19 protein-coding genes and 1 riboswitch are annotated in these 20,809 nt (G+C 45.7%); of the genes, 11 read left to right on the top strand and 8 right to left on the bottom strand.

Annotation, left to right across the window (positions count from 1 at the left end; translation table 11 throughout):
- Positions 1-26: 26 nt before the first annotated feature.
- On the top strand, positions 27-923 hold the full coding sequence (locus ACH19P_RS00605) for a bifunctional GNAT family N-acetyltransferase/hotdog fold thioesterase (protein WP_462156621.1): 897 nt from the start codon (positions 27-29) through the stop codon (positions 921-923).
- Positions 924-993: 70 nt separating this feature from the next.
- Here the strand turns inward: ACH19P_RS00605 and ACH19P_RS00600 are convergent, their stop codons facing one another.
- The 5 genes from ACH19P_RS00600 to dapA all read right to left on the bottom strand — a co-directional run bounded on the left by ACH19P_RS00600 (position 994) and on the right by dapA (position 6,148).
- Positions 994-2,031 carry a phospholipase A gene (locus ACH19P_RS00600; RefSeq protein WP_462156619.1) on the bottom strand — a complete coding sequence of 346 codons (1,038 nt, stop codon included), beginning with the start codon at positions 2,029-2,031 and terminating at the stop codon, positions 994-996.
- A 150-nt stretch (positions 2,032-2,181) separates the two neighbouring features.
- A complete protein-coding gene (locus ACH19P_RS00595; RefSeq protein WP_462156617.1) occupies positions 2,182-3,294 on the bottom strand; it encodes a succinylglutamate desuccinylase/aspartoacylase family protein in 1,113 nt (370 codons plus the stop codon).
- Positions 3,295-3,299: 5 nt separating this feature from the next.
- Entirely contained in the window at positions 3,300-4,502 is a 1,203-nt protein-coding gene (locus ACH19P_RS00590; RefSeq protein ID WP_462156616.1) for a PLP-dependent decarboxylase, read from the bottom strand.
- A complete protein-coding gene (locus ACH19P_RS00585) occupies positions 4,502-5,242 on the bottom strand; it encodes a 2,3,4,5-tetrahydropyridine-2,6-dicarboxylate N-succinyltransferase (RefSeq protein WP_462156615.1) in 741 nt (246 codons plus the stop codon). Before ACH19P_RS00585 ends, ACH19P_RS00590 begins: the two co-directional genes overlap by 1 nt.
- Before the next feature lie 9 nt (positions 5,243-5,251).
- Positions 5,252-6,148 carry a 4-hydroxy-tetrahydrodipicolinate synthase gene (gene dapA, locus ACH19P_RS00580; protein WP_462156614.1) on the bottom strand — a complete coding sequence of 299 codons (897 nt, stop codon included), beginning with the start codon at positions 6,146-6,148 and terminating at the stop codon, positions 5,252-5,254.
- A gap of 130 nt (positions 6,149-6,278) precedes the next feature.
- Positions 6,279-6,472: riboswitch (Lysine riboswitch) on the bottom strand.
- A 148-nt stretch (positions 6,473-6,620) separates the two neighbouring features.
- On the opposite strand from dapA, the gene ACH19P_RS00575 reads away from it, so the two are divergent.
- Positions 6,621-8,321: a response regulator gene (locus ACH19P_RS00575; protein WP_462156613.1), complete on the top strand. Its 1,701-nt coding sequence runs from the start codon at positions 6,621-6,623 to the stop codon at positions 8,319-8,321.
- Here the strand turns inward: ACH19P_RS00575 and ACH19P_RS00570 are convergent.
- Positions 8,318-9,193, bottom strand: a complete 876-nt coding sequence (locus tag ACH19P_RS00570; protein WP_462156612.1) for a TraB/GumN family protein — start codon at positions 9,191-9,193, stop codon at positions 8,318-8,320. The two genes, ACH19P_RS00575 and ACH19P_RS00570, sit on opposite strands and share 4 nt — an antisense overlap.
- A 488-nt stretch (positions 9,194-9,681) precedes the next feature.
- Between ACH19P_RS00570 and ilvG the strand changes: the two genes are divergently transcribed.
- The 9 genes from ilvG to ACH19P_RS00525 all read left to right on the top strand — a co-directional run bounded on the left by ilvG (position 9,682) and on the right by ACH19P_RS00525 (position 19,879).
- Entirely contained in the window at positions 9,682-11,343 is a 1,662-nt protein-coding gene (ilvG, locus tag ACH19P_RS00565) for an acetolactate synthase 2 catalytic subunit (protein WP_462156611.1), read from the top strand.
- 8 nt (positions 11,344-11,351) lie between these two features.
- Positions 11,352-11,594 (top strand): acetolactate synthase 2 small subunit, encoded by a 243-nt coding sequence (gene ilvM / locus ACH19P_RS00560; protein WP_347390140.1) that lies wholly within the window; start codon positions 11,352-11,354, stop codon positions 11,592-11,594.
- A gap of 65 nt (positions 11,595-11,659) precedes the next feature.
- Positions 11,660-12,583 carry a branched-chain amino acid transaminase gene (locus tag ACH19P_RS00555; RefSeq protein WP_462156610.1) on the top strand — a complete coding sequence of 308 codons (924 nt, stop codon included), beginning with the start codon at positions 11,660-11,662 and terminating at the stop codon, positions 12,581-12,583.
- Positions 12,584-12,674: 91 nt separating this feature from the next.
- On the top strand, positions 12,675-14,531 hold the full coding sequence (gene ilvD / locus ACH19P_RS00550) for a dihydroxy-acid dehydratase (protein ID WP_462156609.1): 1,857 nt from the start codon (positions 12,675-12,677) through the stop codon (positions 14,529-14,531).
- Positions 14,531-16,099, top strand: a complete 1,569-nt coding sequence (gene ilvA, locus ACH19P_RS00545; RefSeq protein ID WP_462156608.1) for a threonine ammonia-lyase, biosynthetic — start codon at positions 14,531-14,533, stop codon at positions 16,097-16,099. Before ilvD ends, ilvA begins: the two co-directional genes overlap by 1 nt.
- Before the next feature lie 30 nt (positions 16,100-16,129).
- Positions 16,130-16,972, top strand: a complete 843-nt coding sequence (locus tag ACH19P_RS00540; RefSeq protein ID WP_462156607.1) for an ABC transporter substrate-binding protein — start codon at positions 16,130-16,132, stop codon at positions 16,970-16,972.
- A gap of 297 nt (positions 16,973-17,269) precedes the next feature.
- Positions 17,270-18,472, top strand: coding sequence for a methyltransferase (locus ACH19P_RS00535; protein ID WP_462156606.1), 1,203 nt, complete (start codon positions 17,270-17,272; stop codon positions 18,470-18,472).
- Positions 18,469-19,137, top strand: a complete 669-nt coding sequence (gene can, locus ACH19P_RS00530) for a carbonate dehydratase (protein WP_462156604.1) — start codon at positions 18,469-18,471, stop codon at positions 19,135-19,137. Before ACH19P_RS00535 ends, can begins: the two co-directional genes overlap by 4 nt.
- A 97-nt stretch (positions 19,138-19,234) precedes the next feature.
- Positions 19,235-19,879 carry an FMN-binding negative transcriptional regulator gene (locus tag ACH19P_RS00525; protein ID WP_462156603.1) on the top strand — a complete coding sequence of 215 codons (645 nt, stop codon included), beginning with the start codon at positions 19,235-19,237 and terminating at the stop codon, positions 19,877-19,879.
- A 13-nt stretch (positions 19,880-19,892) separates the two neighbouring features.
- Here the strand turns inward: ACH19P_RS00525 and ACH19P_RS00520 are convergent, their stop codons facing one another.
- Positions 19,893-20,318 carry a hypothetical protein gene (locus tag ACH19P_RS00520; protein WP_462156602.1) on the bottom strand — a complete coding sequence of 142 codons (426 nt, stop codon included), beginning with the start codon at positions 20,316-20,318 and terminating at the stop codon, positions 19,893-19,895.
- 23 nt (positions 20,319-20,341) lie between these two features.
- Positions 20,342-20,653: a hypothetical protein gene (locus ACH19P_RS00515; RefSeq protein WP_462156601.1), complete on the bottom strand. Its 312-nt coding sequence runs from the start codon at positions 20,651-20,653 to the stop codon at positions 20,342-20,344.
- Between the last annotated feature and the right edge of the window lie 156 nt (positions 20,654-20,809).

Genomic DNA, 20,809 nt, shown 5'->3' with positions numbered 1-20,809 from the left:
GTGAAGAAAAAATAATTGGAGTACCTATGTTCCAAGTTACCACCCCACAAAGTAGTGACGATTGGCAGGATTATTATGCGTTGCGCTGGCAGGTCTTGCGCGCTCCTTGGGATCAGCCGCGCGGCAGTGAACAAGATGACTTAGAGCAAGAGTCTGAACACCGTTTTATCAAGAACAAAGAGGGTGAAGTGCTTGCTGTTGCTCGTTTGCATTTCAATAATTCAGATCAAGCTCAAGTAAGGTATATGGCCGTAGGAGAAGCGCACCGTGGCCAGCATTTAGGTAGTCGCTTGCTGCATGAATTGGAAAAAATAGCATGGAATCAAGATGCCAACGAGTTGGTATTATTTGCTCGCGAGCGCGCACTGGATTTCTATAAACGTCATGGTTATGAATTAAAAGAAAAAGCGCATTTGGCATTTGGTGACGTCCAGCATTGGCGTATGGTCAAGCAGCGCCCGAGTGAGCCAGGTTGGTTTCGCCATCCGGCGTGGACGGAAGTTTTGCAAAATACGTGGCGTGAATCAATTCCCATTAGTGACAAAATGGGTATTAAAGTAGAGTCTTACACGGATTGGGAATTCAGTGTTGTAGCTGACTTAGAAGCGAATATTAATGTTCACAACACCATGTTCGCTGGTTCAGTTTACTCTATGGCGACACTGGCTGGTTGGGGGGCTACTTATTTAGCGCTACGTGAAGCGGGTAAAGAGGGGGATATTGTTCTTGCTGATGCAACAATCAAGTATGCTAAGCCGATTAAATCTCAGCCCCGTGCGCATGTAAATCAAGTCGTCTGTGAAGGTTGTTTTGATAAACTCGAAGAAGAAGGTAAAGCGAGTTACAAGGTGCCTGTACAGATCTATGATGGTGATACCTTAGTCGGTGAATTCGAAGGACGGTTTGTCGTCGTTGCCAACTAGTTACTCATAAAATTGCATTCAATTAATACAAAAGCCAGCATGATGCTGGCTTTTTTGCACTGTGATGAAATTACAGTAAATCAGTTAAAAGAATACCCACGCCAAAGCGTTCAATATCAGCGTTGTAATCAATCATGCTTTCACCGTAACCATTGAAGTACTGTGCATAGCCACGCAATCTTCCCCACAGTGGAAAAGACCAGTCTAGTTGAATAGCGCCTCGGTTATCTGAGTTGAGGTTGTTTCTGAACATAAAGCTGACTTCATGCTCATTAAATCGACGTACGCCAGTAAACTCAAAGTAACCCATGTATTTATAGATGTCGGGGTTATCGTCGCCCTTGGCTTGCAGTTCATCATCCTTCTCATCTTCAGGGATCCGGTACCAAGGTTTAAAACTAAATACGTAGCCGTTTTGTTCCCAAATGAAGTTGGCGTAAATACGGTTCCAAGAACGCGAATATGGCTGGCTGCGACCATTTGATTGGTGTGAAATACCTAACGCCACGGCCAGCTCATCACCCCACCAAACGTTTTCTTCATCTAGGTAGTTAATCCAGAAGATTTCTGGCTCATAATTGGTTTCACGAAAAGGTGAAGAAATATCATTATTGTAAAACTGCCAGTATGATTGCAGAGTTACGGCGAAGTAGATTGCCTGGTCTTGATCGCTAAAATCGTCGAAAACAGGCACTTTGAGCGATAACTGATATTTAATTTCGACGTTATCTAGATTTTCACCGTCACTCTCTTCTGAAATTTTATCTAAGCTGCCAAAAGGATCCTGATTTGGGTGCTTCATGTAGGTGACGGGCAGAATATAGTTACGGTTGTGCGGGGTAATCACATTACGATTTTTCTCTGTAACCTTTTCCCGAGCAATGCGTTTATCTATCGCTGTTAGCTTTTTACTTTCTTCAAGATCCGAGCATTTTTTTCGAAGTTCTGCGAGTGTTTGATTGCCATCACCAGCAATGGCTTCGTTTAAAATACACTGCTTTACGATGTTAATCGTATCACTTTGCTCATTCGTTTCGGGTGTTTGTGGCTCTGCAGCCCAAGCTTGAGAGCTAGCTACCAGTCCAAAGGTAAGAAATCGCCAATCCATTACTTTCCACTCGTTAGTTCAATTAAGGTACAAGGAATTATACGTATGAAGGCGCTTTTTAGCAGCAATTAGGTGAATTTAGCCTGAAAAAATGGGCGGCTAGGCCGCCCATGCGCAGTGAGTTAGACTCACTGACTCTCACGCAATCGGTTATAAATCGAAAGTATTGGTAAAGAACTTATAGAGTTCAGTACCTTGGTTCACACTTGCTGATGCGAAGTGCAAAATAGCGATAGCATCTTGCTCAAGATAAAGAGTGTGCAGCGGTTTTTCACTGAGGTAGCGCTCCATTCGCAGCACGTTCGCAATAGCATCACCTGCTTTTATGTGTTCTCCCAAACCTGCCATGTATTCAATCATGCCGCCCATTGGCGCATAATAAGTGACATAGTCTTTAAGCATACAAGCGTGGCGTTTCATGGTTTTCGCCTGATAAGGCGCATCAACGAACACGCCTTGGTAATTTAAGTAGCTCAATATACTTTGGGCATCTTCCAATGCGTCGGTTAAGTCGATACGTTCTTGTGAGCCCAGCTCGACTGTGAACGCCTCAACAGGAATGCTAAACGTGCGCCCTTGTTGCTTTAATTCAGTGTGCAGTTGCCACCAAGGACAAAAGGAGGCTTCATCCATGGCTCCGTCAAACTCGTTGGGAATTAGCAACACGTGTTCAATATTGAAATGCTTCGCACTTTCTCGGGCGTATTCCGCACAATATAAATGTTTCGCAGAAATAGGCCCTGTATGTAAATCCAAAACGATATCGGCTTCATGCGCCAAGCGTTGCAGATTTAGGGCGATACGTTTACCTGTAGATAGGCTGTGTTGAGGCCCAGTGAGCTTTTGCTCAATATCGTCAATCAGCGCTGCTTTGAATTCAGTCGTCAGTTGCTCATCTGATAATGTATGGCTGCGATCTGCGAATCGATTTATCAACTCACTATTGTAGTGATACATGCGGTTCCAATTGACACCTGTAATGGGGTCAAAACGTCCAAGCGTGAATTCACCAGACTTTTGGTTGCAACCAATTGGGTTTGCGTATGGTACCAATGTGATATCTCCGCGCAGCCCAAGGCCTTTCAATTGCTCTAATAATTGGTAAATAACTGCGTTGCCTTGCACTTCTGCGCCGTGCATATTGGCTTGGATATACACACTTTTGCCGCTGCCATCGCCTTTTAGGCGATATACAGGAATGGTCAGAGGTAAGCCATTGGCAATTTCACCAACCTGAATATTCTGCTGCTCAATTTTGTTCATTTTGCCTATCTCAAATAGCTGTTTGGCGCCGCGCTTTCACGCAATAAGTGCAATGCGTTATTTTCAATGATGTATTCCGCAGCCATTGGGTGGCACAGGAAAAATGGCATGCTCTCAGTGAAGCCGTATGCGCCTGTTTGCGAGAACACCAGCCAATCGGTTTCATTCACATCTTGCGCCAAGGTATGCGTGCCTAAGCTATCGAGCGCAGTGCACAAGGGGCCGTGGATAGTAAACTGGCGAGGTTGCGCTTGGCTTTCTCTCAACAAGGTGCATGGGAACGCTTGGCCTGCAACCGCGGGGCGTAATATATGATTAATCCCCCCGCTGACGATTAATTGATGCTCACCATAGTTTTCCTTTTGCTCGACGACTGGATTGAGGTAGTAGCCGCATTCAGCAACCGCATAGCGACCTAGCTCCATCCACAATTCTTGCACACCGCTTTCGCGCTTGATTTGTGCCAGTGCATGAAGCACGTCTTGCCACGCCAAAGGTGTGCTTTGGTCATCATAGGGAACACCCAGACCGCCACCTAAATCAAGCACTTGCATCGCGAATCCGAGTTGTTCACTGAGCGCTTTTAACGGTGGCAGCATTTGCTGCCACAATGAGAGCAGTTTGTCTGCGCTGAGCATGTTGCCCCATTGGAAGATATGTACACCAATGCATTGCAATGCAGGGTAGTCAGCTAAATAAAGCCCACGCCATTGCTGTGGATCCAGACCAAATGGCGTCAGGGAGTCGCCGCCAAGTGGATTCTTCTCACCTTTAGGCCAGCGTAATTGCACGCGCAGCAACAGTTGAAGTTGTACATCGTGAGCAAGAGCAGCTTCATTTAGCCAACGTACTTGATTCAAGCTTTCAGCGACGAAAGTGCGCACGCCCAAAGCGATGAATTTGTCGATCTGACGGCGTGATTTCGCCGGACCTGTGTTAAGAACCTGTGATGCAGGAACTTCTTGTGCGAGTACTTGCTGCAACTCACCTTCACTGGCCACGTCAAAACGAAAACCCGTCTCGGCGAGTGTACGAACGATAGCTGACAATGGGTTTGCTTTTACCGCATACCATAACTTAACGACATCTTGGTCCATTAAGGTGCTGAGATGGTCGCGTAAGAAATCCAAGTCATAGACAAAACAAGGTTCAAATTGCTCTTGAGCAACCGTGTTAAGGTGTTGCGCCGTGGTACTCGCAATGGGCATTAGCGTAATACCTCTTCGAGTTCCAAAGATGCGTCACTTTGCTCGTCACGGTATTTGACGATAAGTGCGCAGCTCATCGAAAGTCCTTGCTCACGGCCCCATGCGCTTGAGCTTGGGCGTGAACCAGGGATCACAATTGCGTACTCAGGAATGGGCTCGCCCTTGTCTAATTGGCGCTCATTCACACAGTCATAAACAGGGATCGTTGCACTCAAACGTACGCCTGGTGCTAGTACCGCACCTTTTTTAACCACCACGCCTTCAACGATGATACAACCCGCGCCGATGAACGCGTCGTCTTCAACCACCACTGGGTTAGCACCAATAGGCTCAAGTACACCACCGAGTTGTACCGCTGCGCTAAGGTGAACATTTTTACCTACTTGCGCGCATGAGCCTACAAGCACGTGGCTATCAACCATAGTGCCAGTATCAACGAAGGCACCAATGTTTACGTATGCTGGTGGCATGATGATAGTGCCTGACGCAACGTGTGCACCGCGACGCACTGATGTACCACCTGGTACCATACGCACGTTATCTTGTGCACTAAAACCGCGAGGGGCAAGGTTATCTTTATCAACAAAGCCACCTGGAAATTCAGTGTTAGCGCCATTTTTAAATGCTTCAAGAATGCCTTGTTTTACTTCAACATTTGCATGCCATTGGCCATTTTCGTCTTGTGATGCTGCGCGAACAGCGCCTGTTTCTAAGTTGTTAAGTAGTTCTAACCAGCTCATGGGAAATTTTTAAACCTGTGTTGAATGCCAAGAAATAATTGTGTCGTGTGCGCTTAAAAGTGGTTGTAGATCATCTACTTCCGTATGAGTAAGTGGAGCGCGTAAGATTGGCGATGAAATTTGACCAAGTGCGTGCAGCAAGCACTTGCTTGGAATTGGATTGCTCACATGAAACAGGGCTGCAACAGCGCCTCGCCAATGGATAAAAGCGTTGTGGCTTTGGCCTTGAAGACTCAAACGCACAAATTGCTGTGTTGCCTCGGGCCACACATTGGCCGCAACAGACACTAGGCCCGCTGCGCCGGCTTGCGCGTAGTAAGGGATAAGCGCGTCGTCGCCGCTGTAAATAGCCAGCTCAGGTGCGGCCACACGGTATTGTTCAAAGCAATTGATGTCGCCACTGGCTTCTTTGAGTGCCCAACAATTTGGGTGTGATTGCAGCTGAGCTAAAGCCTGAGCCGACAGGCTAACGCCTGCGCGACCAGGAACATTGTAAAGCATGCAAGGCACACGGCTAGCGTCAAGAAGTGCTTGAAACCACTGCTGTTGCCCTTTGGGGCCTGGCTTTGCATACAGCGGCGCGCCTAGCAAATAGGCATCGATGGCTTGGGTATTACAAAATTCTATCCATTGGCATTGCGCTTCAAGATTAAAGCCACCAACTCCCACCATGATGGGAGTATTCAGTGCCAACGAACAGATATGCGAAACAATGGCCTGCTGGTCTTCTAGGTCCAACGCCAATGCTTCACCGGTTGAGCCTAAGATTAAAAGGCCATTACCAGCTGCAGCTTGCTGTTGAGCGAGCCGAGTTAGGCTGTCAAAGTCGATGCTGCCATCATCATGCATAGGCGTGATCAGCGCAGTCCACAAAACTGTGTCTGTTAACGAGTGAGTAGTTGTCATCTCATCCGAACTTAGTGCGAGTTCGACTTGGAGTATGGGGAGAAGTGATCCCGCATTCGCCATTTCGAACAGGTTAAATTCGAAGAGCGAATGGGCTTATAAATAACGAGGCCTAATGGCCTGTTACTCTAAGACCAGAAGCTCTCCACCAAATTCATAGCAGCGTTACCTGCTATTGGTGACAGTCGCTGGGATTCAACCCGAGCGCCCGAGGGAGTGTTAAGCAAATTACCTCACCTCTCGGCGTACATTCCCCTCGTTATGAATCAATGGAGTTTGCTCTCCTCATCATAACTACCTGAATGACGCACCTCTTCTAGCCCTTGCAGCCGTTTAGATGGCTGACTGAATAGGGTGCTTTTTTATTCAAACACTTTAGCCCCCATGCTGTCAACGATAACTCGAGGACAAATTTTACAATCTGATTTTTTGTGCAACGCTTAGTAGATAGCTAAGCGCATGAGAATAGGGAATGTACCATCTGACAAATCATTTAAGAAAACGTTATTTGTGGGCCGCTTCTGTGTTATTGCTGACAATTTCGTTATCTGTCGGATATGTAATTCATGTCTCTAAAATGCAAGAAAGTGATGCTAAAGTTATAAATATTGCAGGTATGCAGAGAATGCTGTCACAAAAAATTGCTCTGCATCGACAACTTCTTAGTTACGCTCCCACACCATTTGAAGAAGTGCAACTGAATGTAGCAGTAGACAAGCTCATCGAGAATCATGAGTTTCTGCTCGCCAGCGATATGGTCAAGCATCCAGAAGTGAGCCCGTTGCTTGCACACAACAGTGCGCTGGACAAACGTGTCCGAGCGTATGCAGAAAATGCGCTATCAGGTGAGGATTTATCCCAATTTTCCGGGCGTTCACTTGCAAGTTTGTTGCAAGAGTTGAATTTAGTCGTCAGTGCATTAGAGCAACGTTCGCAAGAGAAGGTGTTATACCTGCAGCGTGTATTGCCGCTGCTAATTCTAATCGTGATGTTAACGATTTGGAGTGAATGGTTTTTAATCTTCAAACCGTTGTCGCATCGTGTCTCTAAGATGCTGTCAAAGCTGCGGGAGCAAAGGCGAATTGCTGTACGAGCCAGTCGAGTAAAAGATGATTTCCTAGCGAACGTCAGTCATGAATTATTCACGCCAATCAACGGCATCTTGGGGCTTCTCAAAGCGCCCGCAAAAGTGGCGTCTCACGATATTGAGGTGATCACTCATTGCACACAGAATTTGCGCTCTATTGTGCAAGAAATGTTGGATATGCAACAACTTAAATCAGGGCGCTTTCTACTGGGTAAATCTACACAAACGCTAAACACGACCATAAAATCAACGTTGGCCCCGCACCGACTAAATTCATACTTTGCGCATCGTATTAAGCTTCATTGTGACGATATCGATCGGGTTCGAATAACAACGGATCATGTGCGCCTAATTCAAGTTTTAAATCAGGTAATTACCAATGCGCTGATACACACACAAAAGGAGGTCATAATTGAAGCGCACTATCATCCTATCGATGAATGCATTTGCGTCGATGTCAGAGATTTTGGCGATGGTATTGATACTCGTGATCTTGAGGCTGCACAGCGCAACTCATTGCATTACGACAATCAGAAAGTACATGACTTCAAAGGGGTGAAGTTAGGGCTGTCTTTAGCGTTTGCAATCACGCGTTTAGCGCAAGGGCAATTGCATTTTGAACATCTTAAAAATGGTACATTAGTGCAGTTGGTTTGGCCTGCGGTTAACGCCAATTTTGAAAGTGCTACATCAAAATATGGGCATAGTCGGGAGCTAAAAGCATTGATTGTGGATGACAATGACATCAACCAGATGGTGTTACGCAACATCATAGAAATGTTTGATTTTTCAGTGGACAGCGCCAGAGATGGCCAAGAAGCCTTGAACCTCGTGAGGCAACAGCATTACGACTGCATTTTTATGGATATAAACATGCCCAACATGGATGGCATAGAGGCAACCAAACGGATCCGTTCACAGCTCAAATGTGACACTCCCATTTTATTGGTGACGGCGAGCCAGGATGAATTACGCATTAAGCAAGGGCTGCGCGCGGGAGCAAACATCGCTATTCACAAGCCTATTGAGATTGATCATATCAAAGCTGCACTTGAAGAAGTGCAGCTATTGGGGGAAGTCCCTTAGATTCGGGTGACTTTGAAACCTTGTTTTTTCAATAGCGCAATTAACCCATTTTGCTCTGGTAAATGCAGGGCACCAACAGCTATAAATAACGATTTCTCTGTTAATGGACTCGCTAATTTTTTTACCCAATTTTGATTACGCTCGATGAGCAAAACGTGTTCGTTTAGTTGGCCAAATTCAGAGTCGTCAAATGTGTCTTGGTAAATTTCTGTGAATGCTGCCATATCACCCGTTTTCCATGACTTTGCGATACCTAAAAAATAGCGGTCAAAGTCTTCAAGTTGTCTAAATGTATCGGCCACCATGAGGTCTGAGTATTCTTCAAAGGCACTGAACATCTCAAGTTGCTGCTCTAAAGATTCTAGCTCAATTATTGGTTTGTTGAGGCTGTTGGCAGTTTGAATAACCTGCTTATCGATACCATTTTGCTCCAAAAATCCAGCATTTTGCATTTCGATTTGCATCACTGTCATGAGCACAGCCCAGGGCTTTAGTGCAGAGAATAATTCGATATTGATGCCTTTGTCGGCGAAATAGCTTCCCAGCTGCTTGTAGTTCTTTTCGCTCAGTTCTGTATTGAGCGTACGGCCATTTTCCAAACGTAAAAATGGCAAGGAGCGCTGTTGCATTTGCAGTGCGGGAATAGCTTCGAGGTTCACTTCAACAACAATCGCCTCACTGCTATCGATTGCTTTGTGTATGATGTCAGGGAGCGTACCCATACTCTCATCACCTACGTGCATCGTGCCCAGTAAATAGGAAGTCACACCTTGTTTTTCAATCTGCCAAAGTGCAGGGGTGATTTTCGCTAAAGAGGGAAAGGTGGCGAGCGCTACGATGCACCATAGCCACAGGGAAAGTACTTTTTTCATCGTGTCATCCTGATACAAATTTTCTTGAGTGTAACGAAGAACCTTTAAGTTGCCTATTGGAACCAAATTAATTACTAAAAATTAATCAGCTAGAGTCAAATCGTACAGAGACTAAGTTATTTGCAATATATCTGTATCTGATAATAAATCTTCAATAGTTATTTTTTATTGGTTTATTTATGCTTTTAATGGCAGAAAGTAATGATATTTTGCATTGTTTTTGTGGTTGACTTGAGGGCTCTGTCGGGGTACTAATAGAAAAAGAGCGACGGTATAGCCGTCTATAAAGATTTTTAGATTAACTTATAACGAAGAAATTCATGTTAAACAGCCTACTAAGCCTAGTCCTAATTATTAACGTCGTGGTGATTATTATTACCGCGGGGGCTTCGTAGTGCGTTAAGAAAGTTAACACGTATTAAGCCCCGCACTGAAAAGTTCGGGGGGCTTTTTCGTTTTAGGGCCAACACATTGAGGAATGAGGAACAATGACCGGCGCAGAATTAGTTGTGGAGATACTCGCCAGAGAAGGCGTAAAGGAGGTATTTGGTTACCCAGGTGGTGCCATAATGCCGATTTACGATGCTCTGTACGACTCTGATTTAAAACACTATCTCACTCGACACGAACAAGGTGCAGGGTTCGCAGCCGTCGGCTATGCACGCAGTAGCGCCAAGCTTGGAGTGTGTTTTGCGACCAGTGGTCCTGGTGCGACAAACTTAATCACTGCCCTTGCGGATGCAATGATGGACTCTGTGCCCTTGTTGGCTATCACCGGACAAGTACCTACAGCTGCAATCGGTTCAGATGCGTTTCAAGAAATCGACATTTTGGGAATGTCGCTGTCATGCACAAAGCATAGCTTTATGGTTGAGCGCAGCGAAAATCTGGCACCGGTTTTACAGCAAGCGATTCACTTAGCGCAAAGTGGTCGTCCCGGCCCTGTGTTAGTGGATATCCCAAAAGATATTCAAATGGCACCCGCCAGCTATCATCCTTGGTTGGCTGAAAGTGATGAAAGTCCGCAACCCTGCCCAGAGCAAGTCAATATTGCCAATCAACTACTTAGCGAATGCCAGCGTCCAATCGCGTATGTCGGTGGAGGGGTGCAATCTGCTGACGCACAATCTCAGCTGATGCAGTTTCTGTATAAAACCAACATGCCCGCAGTACAAACACTTAAGGCGTTGGGCAGTGTGACACCTGACTACGATTTAAACTTAGGTATGCTTGGTATGCATGGTGGTGAAGCTGCTAATTTAGCGGTGCAAGAATGCGACTTGTTGTTGTGTATAGGTGCGCGATTTGATGACCGTGTTACTGGCCATCTGACAAAGTTCGCACCAAAAGCCAAGGTCGTTCATCTTGATATCGACCCTGCAGAAGTGGGCAAACGAAAACCTGCTGCGGCGTCGCTGGTATCAGACTTAAAAGTATCGCTACCACAATTACATTGTTTCGTGTGTGAGCCGCAGTGGACGGATCATATCAGTGCGCTTAAGCATACCCATGCATGGCGTTACGACTATCCTGGAGACACAGTTTATGCGCCAGCGTTATTAAATAAGCTGTCGCAGCGATTGGATGATAATGCGGTTGTATGTTGTGACGTGGGCCAACACCAAATGTGGGTGGCACAGCACATGCAGTTTTCCCACCCCAGTAATCATTTAAGCAGTGGTGGTGCAGGCACGATGGGCTTTGGTCTACCCGCAGCGATAGGCGCAAAAATTGCGCGCCCTGATGACATGGTGTTAACCGTTTCTGGTGATGGTTCAATCATGATGAATATTCAAGAGCTTGCCACCATCCGCCGTAACAATCTTGATGTGAAAATTGTGGTTATCGACAACCAACGTTTGGGCATGGTGCGTCAATGGCAGCAGCTGTTCTTTGAAGAGCGTTATAGCGAAACTAATTTGTCAGATAACCCGGACTTTGTCGCTCTCGCTAAAGTATTTGGTATTGACGGCCAGTGCATAACTCACCATGCACAAGTTGATGATGCCTTAGAGGCGATGCTCAATAGCAAAGGACCGTACCTTTTGCATGTGTGCATTGATGACAAAGACAATGTATGGCCGTTGGTTCCACCTGGTGCTGCGAACGACCAAATGTTAACGCAAGTAACTACGCCAAAACAGCCTTAGGAGCAACTATGAAACACCGTCTAACTCTAAACTTAGCGAATCAAACCGTTGCCGTAGAGCGCTTTTTGCGCGTTGCTCGTCATCGTGGCTTCAAATTAACAGCACTGGAATTGGCCAGTGATAATGACCAATTTGCGGTCAACATCACGGTAGATAGTGATAAGCCTATCTATCTTTTAACTCAACAACTGAATAAGCTGGTAGATGTGCACAGTGTCACTATGCAACAACTACAACAACAAGCGAGCTAATATTGGCAGTATATACGCCCTTATTACTTACGCAGCAACACGGATTTAAAGAAGGTAATTATAACATGACACAAACATCTGAACTGATTTGGCACAATGGCGAAATGATCCCTTATCAGCAAGCCACGACCCACGTTTTAAGCCACGCATTACATTATGGCAGCTCGGTCTTTGAGGGAATTCGCGCATACGACACGCCAAACGGTCCGGCTATTTTCCGTCTTACCGACCACATGAAGCGCTTGTTCGATTCAGCGAAAATTTATCGCATGGAAATACCTTACACATTGGAAGAATTGAATCAGGCCTGTAAGGAAGCCGTTAAGCAAAATGGCTTTACTAACGCTTATCTACGTCCTTTTGCATTTTTGGGGCATGTTGGCTTAGGGTTAAACCCGAAGTCACACTTAGCTGACGTTACTGTTGCAGCGATGGAATGGGGAGCATACCTTGGTGATGACAGTCTTGCTCAAGGTGTAGATGTATGTATTTCATCCTGGAATCGCTTAGCGCCTAATACCATGCCAACTGCGGCAAAAGCGGGTGGTAACTACTTATCTTCTCAATTGATTTCAGGTGAAGCGAAACGCAATGGTTATGTGGAAGGTATTGCCTTAGATACCAACGGCTATTTGAGCGAAGGTGCAGGTGAAAACCTTTTTGTTATCAAAAATGGTGTACTTTTCACACCACCAACTACAGCGTGTATCTTGCCTGGTTTAACGCGAGACACCATCATGACTCTTGCTAAAGAGCGTGGCTATGAAGTACGCGAAGAGCCTATCGCGCGCGAAGCACTTTATCTGGCTGATGAATTTTTTATGACGGGAACCGCCGCTGAAGTTGTTCCGGTACGCAGCGTCGACCAAATTAAAGTAGGGAAAGGTGAGCGAGGACCTATCACTGAAGAGCTACAAAAAGCGTATTTTGACTTGGTTAAAGGCCAAAGTGAAGACACGCGTGGCTGGTTAGAGTACGTAAACGACTAATAGTGAAGGCAGCGCATGGACGCTGCCATCTTTTTTTTGGGAATGAGGAAAGTCGACACACATTGGTGTTCGCAAAATTATCGAGGTAAACATGGCTAAACTACGTAGTGCAACAACAACTGAAGGACGTAAACGAGCGGGTGCGAGAGCACTTTGGCGAGCAACGGGTATGACAGACAGCGATTTCAAAAAGCCAATTATCGCTGTAGTTAATTCCTATACGCAATTTGTACCGGGGCATGTGCATCTCAATCAATTGAGCGACTTAATGGCACAAACTATTCGCGATGCGGGTGGTGTGCCTCGAGAATTCAACACCATTGCCATCGATGATGGTATCGCCATGGGGCATGGAGGCATGCTTTACTCACTGCCGTCACGAGATTTGATTGCTGACTCGGTAGAATACATGGTAAACGCGCACTGCGCAGACGCGATGGTGTGTATCTCGAACTGCGACAAAATTACTCCAGGAATGATGCTGGCTGCATTGCGTTTGAACATCCCCGTTATCTTTGTATCGGGTGGTCCAATGGAAGCAGGTAAAACTCGCTTAGCAGAAATTGATATTAAACTCGATTTAGTTGACGCCATGGTTAAAGGCGCTGACCCAACAGTCAGTGACGAAGACTCAGAGCAGGTTGAGCGCTCAGCGTGTCCAACATGTGGTTCGTGCTCAGGTATGTTTACTGCGAACTCAATGAATTGCTTGTTAGAAGCGCTTGGCCTAGCGCTGCCAGGTAACGGTACCACGCTTGCGACCCATAAAGATCGGATGCAATTGTACGTTGAAGCGGGTCAACGCATTGTTGATTTATGTAATCGATTCTATGGCGAAGACGACGAATCTGTATTGCCTCGCAATATTGCCAACCAAGCGGCATTCATGAACTCAATGACGCTTGATATTGCCATGGGTGGCTCGTCTAACACCGTTTTGCATTTGTTAGCAGCAGCCCAAGAAGCAGGTGTAGATTTTGATATGGAGGATATCGATCGTCTGTCTCGCAGTACGCCATTCCTATGCAAAGTGGCGCCAGCTACGCAGCAGTATCACATTGAAGATGTGCATCGTGCAGGTGGCATTATGGCCATACTAAATGAATTAGCAAAAGCCGATAAACTCGATTTGTCGGTTGGTCACGTGGCTGGCGAGAATCTTGGTGAGGTTATCGCTCGTTATGACGCGATGGACCCTGAAAATGCCGATGCCCAGAAGTTTTATCGTGCTGGCCCCGCAGGGATTCGCACAACCAAAGCGATGAGCCAAGATTATCGCTGGCCTGAACTTGATTTAGACCGTGAGCAAGGTTGTATTCGCAGCGTTGAACATGCCTTCAGTCAAGACGGCGGACTTGCCGTGCTCTATGGCAACCTTGCACCAAATGGTTGTATCGTAAAAAGTGCAGGCGTATCTGAAGACATGTTGGTGTTCAAAGGTACTGCACGAGTATACGAATCCCAAGATGATGCGGTAGATGGCATTTTGGAAGGTAAAGTACAAAAAGGGGACGTAGTGATCATTCGCTACGAAGGACCTAAAGGTGGACCGGGCATGCAGGAGATGCTTTATCCAACGAGTTACTTGAAGTCTATGGCATTGGATAAAGAGTGTGCCTTGATCACGGACGGCCGATTCTCGGGAGGCACATCAGGCCTATCAATCGGTCACGTATCCCCGGAAGCAGCAAGTGGTGGTGCGATTGCACTTGTTGAAGACGGTGATGAAATCATCATTGATATTCCTAATCGTGGTATTAACTTATCACTTAGCGCTGAGCAACTTGCGCTACGTGAAGAGTTGCAACAAGCACGAGGCAAATTTGCATTTAAACCACTAAATCGTGAACGCGTAGTGACACCTGCTCTTAAGGCTTATGCACTACTTGCTACCAGTGCGGACAAAGGCGCAGTGCGCGACTTACAAAAGCTAGAGGAATTAAGCTGATGGCAGCAACCGAACTTGATTATTTTCGGGCCATCATCCAAGCCAATATGGAGCCATTGGTTAAGGTCACTGAAGTCAGTGAACTAACGTCTTTGGAAGCTAAACTTGGCTCAAAAATCTGGCTCAAACGAGAAGACCAACAACCGGTCTATTCGTTTAAATTACGCGGCGCCTATAACAAGTTAAGCAAGCTGCCAACAGGCTCAAAAGTGATAACCGCATCTGCTGGGAATCATGCTCAAGGCGTTGCTTTGAGCGCAACCGAGCTAGGTCATCAAGCAACCATTGTTATGCCGCTTACTACGCCACAAATTAAAGTCGATGCGGTACGTAATTTTGGTGGGGAAGTGGTGCTGCATGGCCATCATTTTGATGCTGCAAAAGAGCATGCATTGACGTTGGCAGAGCAGCAAAACGCTGTCTTTGTGCCACCGTTTGATGACCCCGATGTGATTGTTGGCCAAGGTACCATCGCTCGTGAATTAATGCAGCAATTGCCTGAGTTGGATGTTGTTTTCGTGCCCGTTGGGGGCGGCGGATTGCTGGCCGGTATGGCGGTGTATATTAAATCATTGCGCCCTGATATTCGTGTAATCGGTGTTGAAGCTGAGGAAAGTGCATGCTTACAAGCGGCGATTGCTGCAGGGAAGCCTGTAGAACTTGAGCGTGTAGGCAGCTTTGCCGATGGCGTGGCCGTGAAAATTATCGGCACCGAAACATTCCGTCTAGCTCAGCAGTTTTGTGATGATGTCATTACGGTCAGTGGCGATGAAATCTGTGCCGCTGTGCAGGACATCTTCATTAGTACCCGAGCGGTGGCTGAGCCTTCGGGAGCCTTGTCACTAGCAGGTTTGAAAAAGTGGGTGCAGCAAACTGGCGAAAAGGGCCTAAACTTGGCTGCTGTATTGTCAGGAGCCAACCTTAATTTTGATCGTTTGCGTCATGTTGCTGAGCGCACTGCGCTCGGTGAAAAAAATGAAGCCTTGTTAGCGGTGACAATCAAAGAAGAGAAAGGTAGCTTTAAGCGTTTTTGCCAGTCTTTGGGTGGTCGCGCTATTACTGAATTCAACTACCGATATGCAGGTCCAGGTGAGGCTCAGATTTTTGTTGGTATTGGCCTACGTCAGGGAGCGAGCGAATTAACAGAATTACTCGCAGAGCTGGATCAGCAAGGCTACGAGTATGTTGACATGTCAGATAACGAGCTTGCTAAGTTGCACGTGCGCTATATGGTTGGCGGTAAACCGAGTGAACAGCTTCAAGAGCGATTACTTCGTTTCGAATTTCCCGAGTATCCAGGCGCTTTAGCGCGCTTTTTGGACACCTTAGGAAGCAAATGGAATATTAGTTTATTTCACTATCGCAATCACGGTGCAGCAACCGGAAATGTGCTTGCAGCCTTTGAGGTGTCAGCAGAAGATGAGCCGGCATTTAGTCAACATCTGGAGCGGCTTGGATATCAATATATTGATGAAACAGCGAATCCTTGTTACCAACAATTTTTGGCACATGGACAAGCTGGTGATACTCGGGTTGAAACTGGCAAAATGAGGGAAGCTTGCATATAGTGGAGTAGTCAATTAATTCAAGGAAGACATGTGAGCAGGCGGGCAGCTCTTTCAACATGTGTGGCCTCAATACTGTTTTGGATATCGCAGGCGATTTGTGCAAACGAGTCGACTGCGGTGACCTTGCAGCTTAAGTGGCAACATCAATTTCAATTCGCGGGATACTACGTAGCCAAAGAGCTTGGTTATTATCAAGACGTTGGTCTGGCCGTGAATATCATACCTGCCACACCGAGTGACACCGACACCATGTCCAAAGTCCTCAGCGGTAAAGCTGATTTTGGCATAACCCATTCCGGCATTATTAAACAGCGACTCCAAGGTCAGCCTTTAGTGGCACTTGCTGCTTTATTGCAATCCTCACCTTACTGTTGGTTGGTACGCAAAGACTCGTCAATCTATGCCCCAGAAGACTTTAATGGCCAGCGTATTAGTATTTTAAGTAAAGGCGAGAACGCTGAGCTTATGAGTTTGCTCGACCATCGTAATGTTGAAGTAAAGGTGATCTCGCACACTAGCAAAACAAACTTACAGGCGTGGCTAGATAACGAAATTGATGCGATGCAAGTGTATGTTACTAACGAGCCCTATATTTTGAGCCAGCGGGGTATAGATTATCGTACCGTTTGTCCAAAACGGTATGGCCTTAATGTGTATGGTGATGTGCTTTTTACCTCCGAGCAGTTATTAGATACTTCCCCCGACGTCGTTGCTCGGTTTTATCAAGCGAGTTTGCGAGGATGGCGCTATGCACTATTGCACTTAGATGAAGCAATTTCGTTGACGCAAACACGCTATGCTCCATACAAAAGTCTTGAACAGCTCGCATTCGAAGCGGATCAAATTAAAGCCCTTAATGATGCAATCTGGTAATTCTATTGGGGCGATGTCGGATGCAAGATGGCGAGTTATTACTGAACTGTATGAACTTAATTCTGATAATTTCGCAGCTCATTTTGAAGGCTTTATTTACCGGCCACCCCCAACTACGGCCAAAAGGCGAGTGTCGTGGATGGTTATCCTGGCTATCGCTATTTTGATTGTGGCAATACCCGCGTACTTGCGCTTGTTTTACTCTGGTGGTGAAACATCTTCAGCAATCGATTCATAACACTTCAAGACGTTAACTCTGATATAATTTGCAGCAACTAGCTCCAATGTCTTTTGTTTATGTCTTCTTTGCTCGCACAGTTCGAAGCACTTGATCAATTTTTGCATCAAACCCGTCAATATTGGCAATGTGTTGCTTTCTCATGTGAGCATTATCCGTGGCAGGAATTAGCGCCTGTACTGGAGCAGCTGAATGATGAGCAAGTTTCGGCGTTGGATCAGTATCCCGCTAAGCTGGTCGATTTTTTCAAAACTTACATTCCCGATTTGCAGCGCCTTGACGAGTTAAGCCAACTACCTAAAGCCTACTTAAGCAGTAACCATGAACTGCCTTTTTGGTTAACGAATGGCATAAAGGGTCGGAAATTAACTCAGTTGCAGGCATTTGTTGAGCATCTAGCTCCGCATCAGCATAAAGAAAGTGTTCTCGAGTGGTGTGCGGGGAAGGGCCATTTAGGAAGGTTACTAGCACATCAGTATGATGTGACGGTGCACAGTGTTGAAATTCAACCACACTTATGTGCTCAAGGGGAGCACCTAGCACAGCGATTTTCTTTACCAATCACCTTTAATGAAGCGAATGTATTACAAGATGATTGCGCCCCTTGGATAGCCAAGTGTGATCACGCAGTAGCGCTTCATGCATGCGGTGGTTTACACCAGTCGCTAATGCGCCAAGCCAGTGCTATAGGGACGCAAAGGCTGTCCATTTCTCCATGTTGTTATCATCTGTTTTTGGAACACGATGATTATAAGCCGATGAGTGATGCTGCAAAGCAAAGCTCGTTACACATGAAAAGCAGTGATTTGAAATTGGCATTACAGCAAACGGTAACCGCTGGCCAGCGAGTACAGAGGCTAAGGCAAACTGAAGTGCAGTGGCGACTCGGCTTTGATCAGTTGGTCAGAGATGCGTTTTCTCGAGACTACTACACGCCTGTCCCTTCAGTTGGGAAACAGGTATTCAGCGGTGAGTTTTCAGAATTTTGCCAGTGGGCTGCTCGTAAGAAAGGCTTAGAATTGCCAGAAGGCATTGATTATGAACATTATTTAAAACGTGGTGTACAAAGAAAACACATGACGGACCGTATCGAACTGGTAAGACATGTGTTCAGAAGAGCCATAGAAGTTTGGCTCGTGCTTGATCGTGCTTTATATTTGCAACAAGCAAATTATCAGGTGGATATTTTTGAATTTTGTGAGCCGAGCCTCACACCGCGAAATATCTTAATTGACGCAAAATTAAATAGAGAGTTGCAGTGAAAAATTTACGCCATCTTTTTGAAAACAATAAACAGTGGGCTAAACGCACCACAGAACAAGATCCTGAATTCTTTAAAAAACTCTCTGAGCAACAAAGCCCTGAGTACTTGTGGATTGGTTGTTCTGACTCTCGCGTGCCAGCAAACCAAATCGTCGATTTGATGCCGGGCGAACTGTTCGTGCACCGCAATGTAGCTAACGTCGTTGTGCATACTGACCACAACTGTTTATCAGTGATGCAATATGCTGTTGAAGTATTAAAAGTAAAACACATCATGGTCGTTGGTCACTATGGTTGCGGTGGTATCAAGGCGGTATTAGAAGAAGCTAAATTTGGTCTTATCGACAACTGGCTGCGCCATGTAGGTGACATTAAAGAGCGTCACTTAGAATTACTAGACCAAGCACCAGAGCAAGAGCGCTTAGCACGTTTAATCGAGCTTAACGTGATCGAGCAAGTGCGCAACGTATGCCGTACTAATATCGTCCAAGATGCGTGGGCGAGAGGCCAAGATCTAACAGTTCATGGTTGGGTTTACAGTCTTGAAAATGGTCATATTCACGATATGGATGCAGTCGTACGTTGTCAGCAAGAGTTGGGTGAAAGCTACAAAGAAGCATTGGAAAATGTTGCTAAACGTGTTCGTGGTGAACACGTTGAATAATTGATTGACTATCTTTTGCGACTAAAGGGGATGCCAATAAGCATCCCTTTTTTGTATATTTACCATCCTGCTCAAAAGTTTTCAGAAAGGATAAAGTGTGCACATTCCACGGAAGTTTAAGCAAGAGAATATCAAAGAGTTAATTGCTTTGATGAAAAGCTACTCGTTTGCAAATTTGTGTGTACAAGGAAGTGGGGGGCTCGAAGTGCATCATTTACCGATGGCCGTGAGTGAAATTGGCGATCAACTTTATTTGAACGCGCATATAGCGAAGGCCAACCCACTTTGGAAAAACGTATGCGATGGTGACCCGTGTCTAGTCGTATTTAATGGCCCGCACAGTTATATTTCTCCCAATTATTACCCTACTAAGGCGGAAAATGGCAAAGCGGTTCCTACTTGGAATTACGTTGCCGTCCACGCTAAAGGCCTGATGCAGTTTGTGCATGAGCCAGAGTGGATTTTCAATACCATAGACTTACTCACTACAGAGCAAGAAAAGTCACAGCTACAGCCTTGGTCGATTGCAGATGCGCCTCGAGAGTATATCGACAAAATGTTACCCGCTTTAGTCGGTATTAAAATTGAAGTCACTCATTTGGAAGGACAGTGGAAGCTTAGTCAGAATCAGCCACAAATAAATCAAGTTGGAGTCGTCGCTGGGTTAAATGAACAGTCTCATGACGGCGCACAGGCCGTTGCAAACTTAGTGCAAAGTCTTGCAACGTTGAGTGAAAGGTAGCGCATTAGCGAAGTCACTTTCTCAGTATCTGTAAATCTTCTTGAGCGTATTTAATACCTCTGCTTCGTGAACACGTGCTGGCATGATAAAACCCTTCCTGATCTGGGCCTTGCAAGTATAAAAGATAGGTTTCGCCTTGTGTAAAAGACATCCCACAAATACAGCACACAGTATCAATTTGTGTCTGCAATTCGCTCATTTCCTGTCCTTTAAACACTTCCAACACCGTAAAAAATGTTTTTTTAGTTTGCGGATCAAAACGCTCATTGGGTGATAGGACGTGCTCAATGTTCACTGCGGTGGCGATAACCACGGCATCTGCGTACTCAGTTGCTTCTTGTACAGTGACATCTCGGCAAGAGCACGCAAACGTGTAAAATGCACTCATACTCAACGTGGCAAGTAGCAGTGTTATCGCCAATCTATTTTTAAACGACATCAGTGTTTTTCTCTATTTTCTAATTAGTTCACTGGCGCTGTTTTTAGGGCGTCAATCCAAGCGTGAGGTTGGGATACAATGAATTCGAAGTGTTGCTCACTTTTTAGAGTAATGCGCATGGCATCATGTGTAATGGGGATAAACCCGCCGCCTTTAGCCGTACATTTTTCGGCACTGACAATATCATTCTTATTGATTACATAGGGGCCCAACCCTAATTGTTTATTGTAGGGTGAGAAAGCCAATTCTGAGGCTGTTAATGAGAGCGTACCATCTGCCTTAGCGACCCCTGACTGCACACTTGCAACAGATGATCTGATGAGAGTTTTAGACATAGTGTATCCCTACTGATGGTTGTTGATTTAGTACCATGTAAGTGTAGGGCAAAGTGAAAAATATGTCTAAAAATCAGACACTAAAAAATAGATGCTTTGTACGGGCGTGTGTTTTAAGTAGATTGACTAGGGCTGCCCAAGTAGACAACCCTTAGT

The sequence above is a fragment of the Pseudoalteromonas sp. GB56 genome (assembly GCF_054923835.1).
The sequence above is the reverse complement of the archived record's forward strand: the minus strand, read 5'-3'. Positions and strand labels throughout refer to the sequence as shown.

Coding starts and splice junctions, on each gene's coding strand:
- ACH19P_RS00600 (WP_462156619.1), bottom strand. CDS start 2,031: ATGGATTGGCGATTTCTTACCTTTGGACTGGTAGCTAGCTCTCAAGCT.
- ACH19P_RS00595 (WP_462156617.1), bottom strand. CDS start 3,294: ATGAACAAAATTGAGCAGCAGAATATTCAGGTTGGTGAAATTGCCAAT.
- ACH19P_RS00515 (WP_462156601.1), bottom strand. CDS start 20,653: ATGTCTAAAACTCTCATCAGATCATCTGTTGCAAGTGTGCAGTCAGGG.
- ACH19P_RS00605 (WP_462156621.1), top strand. CDS start 27: ATGTTCCAAGTTACCACCCCACAAAGTAGTGACGATTGGCAGGATTAT.
- ACH19P_RS00575 (WP_462156613.1), top strand. CDS start 6,621: ATGTACCATCTGACAAATCATTTAAGAAAACGTTATTTGTGGGCCGCT.
- ACH19P_RS00590 (WP_462156616.1), bottom strand. CDS start 4,502: ATGCCCATTGCGAGTACCACGGCGCAACACCTTAACACGGTTGCTCAA.
- dapA (WP_462156614.1), bottom strand. CDS start 6,148: ATGACAACTACTCACTCGTTAACAGACACAGTTTTGTGGACTGCGCTG.
- ACH19P_RS00555 (WP_462156610.1), top strand. CDS start 11,660: ATGACACAAACATCTGAACTGATTTGGCACAATGGCGAAATGATCCCT.
- ilvD (WP_462156609.1), top strand. CDS start 12,675: ATGGCTAAACTACGTAGTGCAACAACAACTGAAGGACGTAAACGAGCG.
- ACH19P_RS00585 (WP_462156615.1), bottom strand. CDS start 5,242: ATGAGCTGGTTAGAACTACTTAACAACTTAGAAACAGGCGCTGTTCGC.
- ilvA (WP_462156608.1), top strand. CDS start 14,531: ATGGCAGCAACCGAACTTGATTATTTTCGGGCCATCATCCAAGCCAAT.
- ilvM (WP_347390140.1), top strand. CDS start 11,352: ATGAAACACCGTCTAACTCTAAACTTAGCGAATCAAACCGTTGCCGTA.
- ilvG (WP_462156611.1), top strand. CDS start 9,682: ATGACCGGCGCAGAATTAGTTGTGGAGATACTCGCCAGAGAAGGCGTA.
- ACH19P_RS00570 (WP_462156612.1), bottom strand. CDS start 9,193: ATGAAAAAAGTACTTTCCCTGTGGCTATGGTGCATCGTAGCGCTCGCC.
- ACH19P_RS00535 (WP_462156606.1), top strand. CDS start 17,270: ATGTCTTCTTTGCTCGCACAGTTCGAAGCACTTGATCAATTTTTGCAT.
- ACH19P_RS00520 (WP_462156602.1), bottom strand. CDS start 20,318: ATGTCGTTTAAAAATAGATTGGCGATAACACTGCTACTTGCCACGTTG.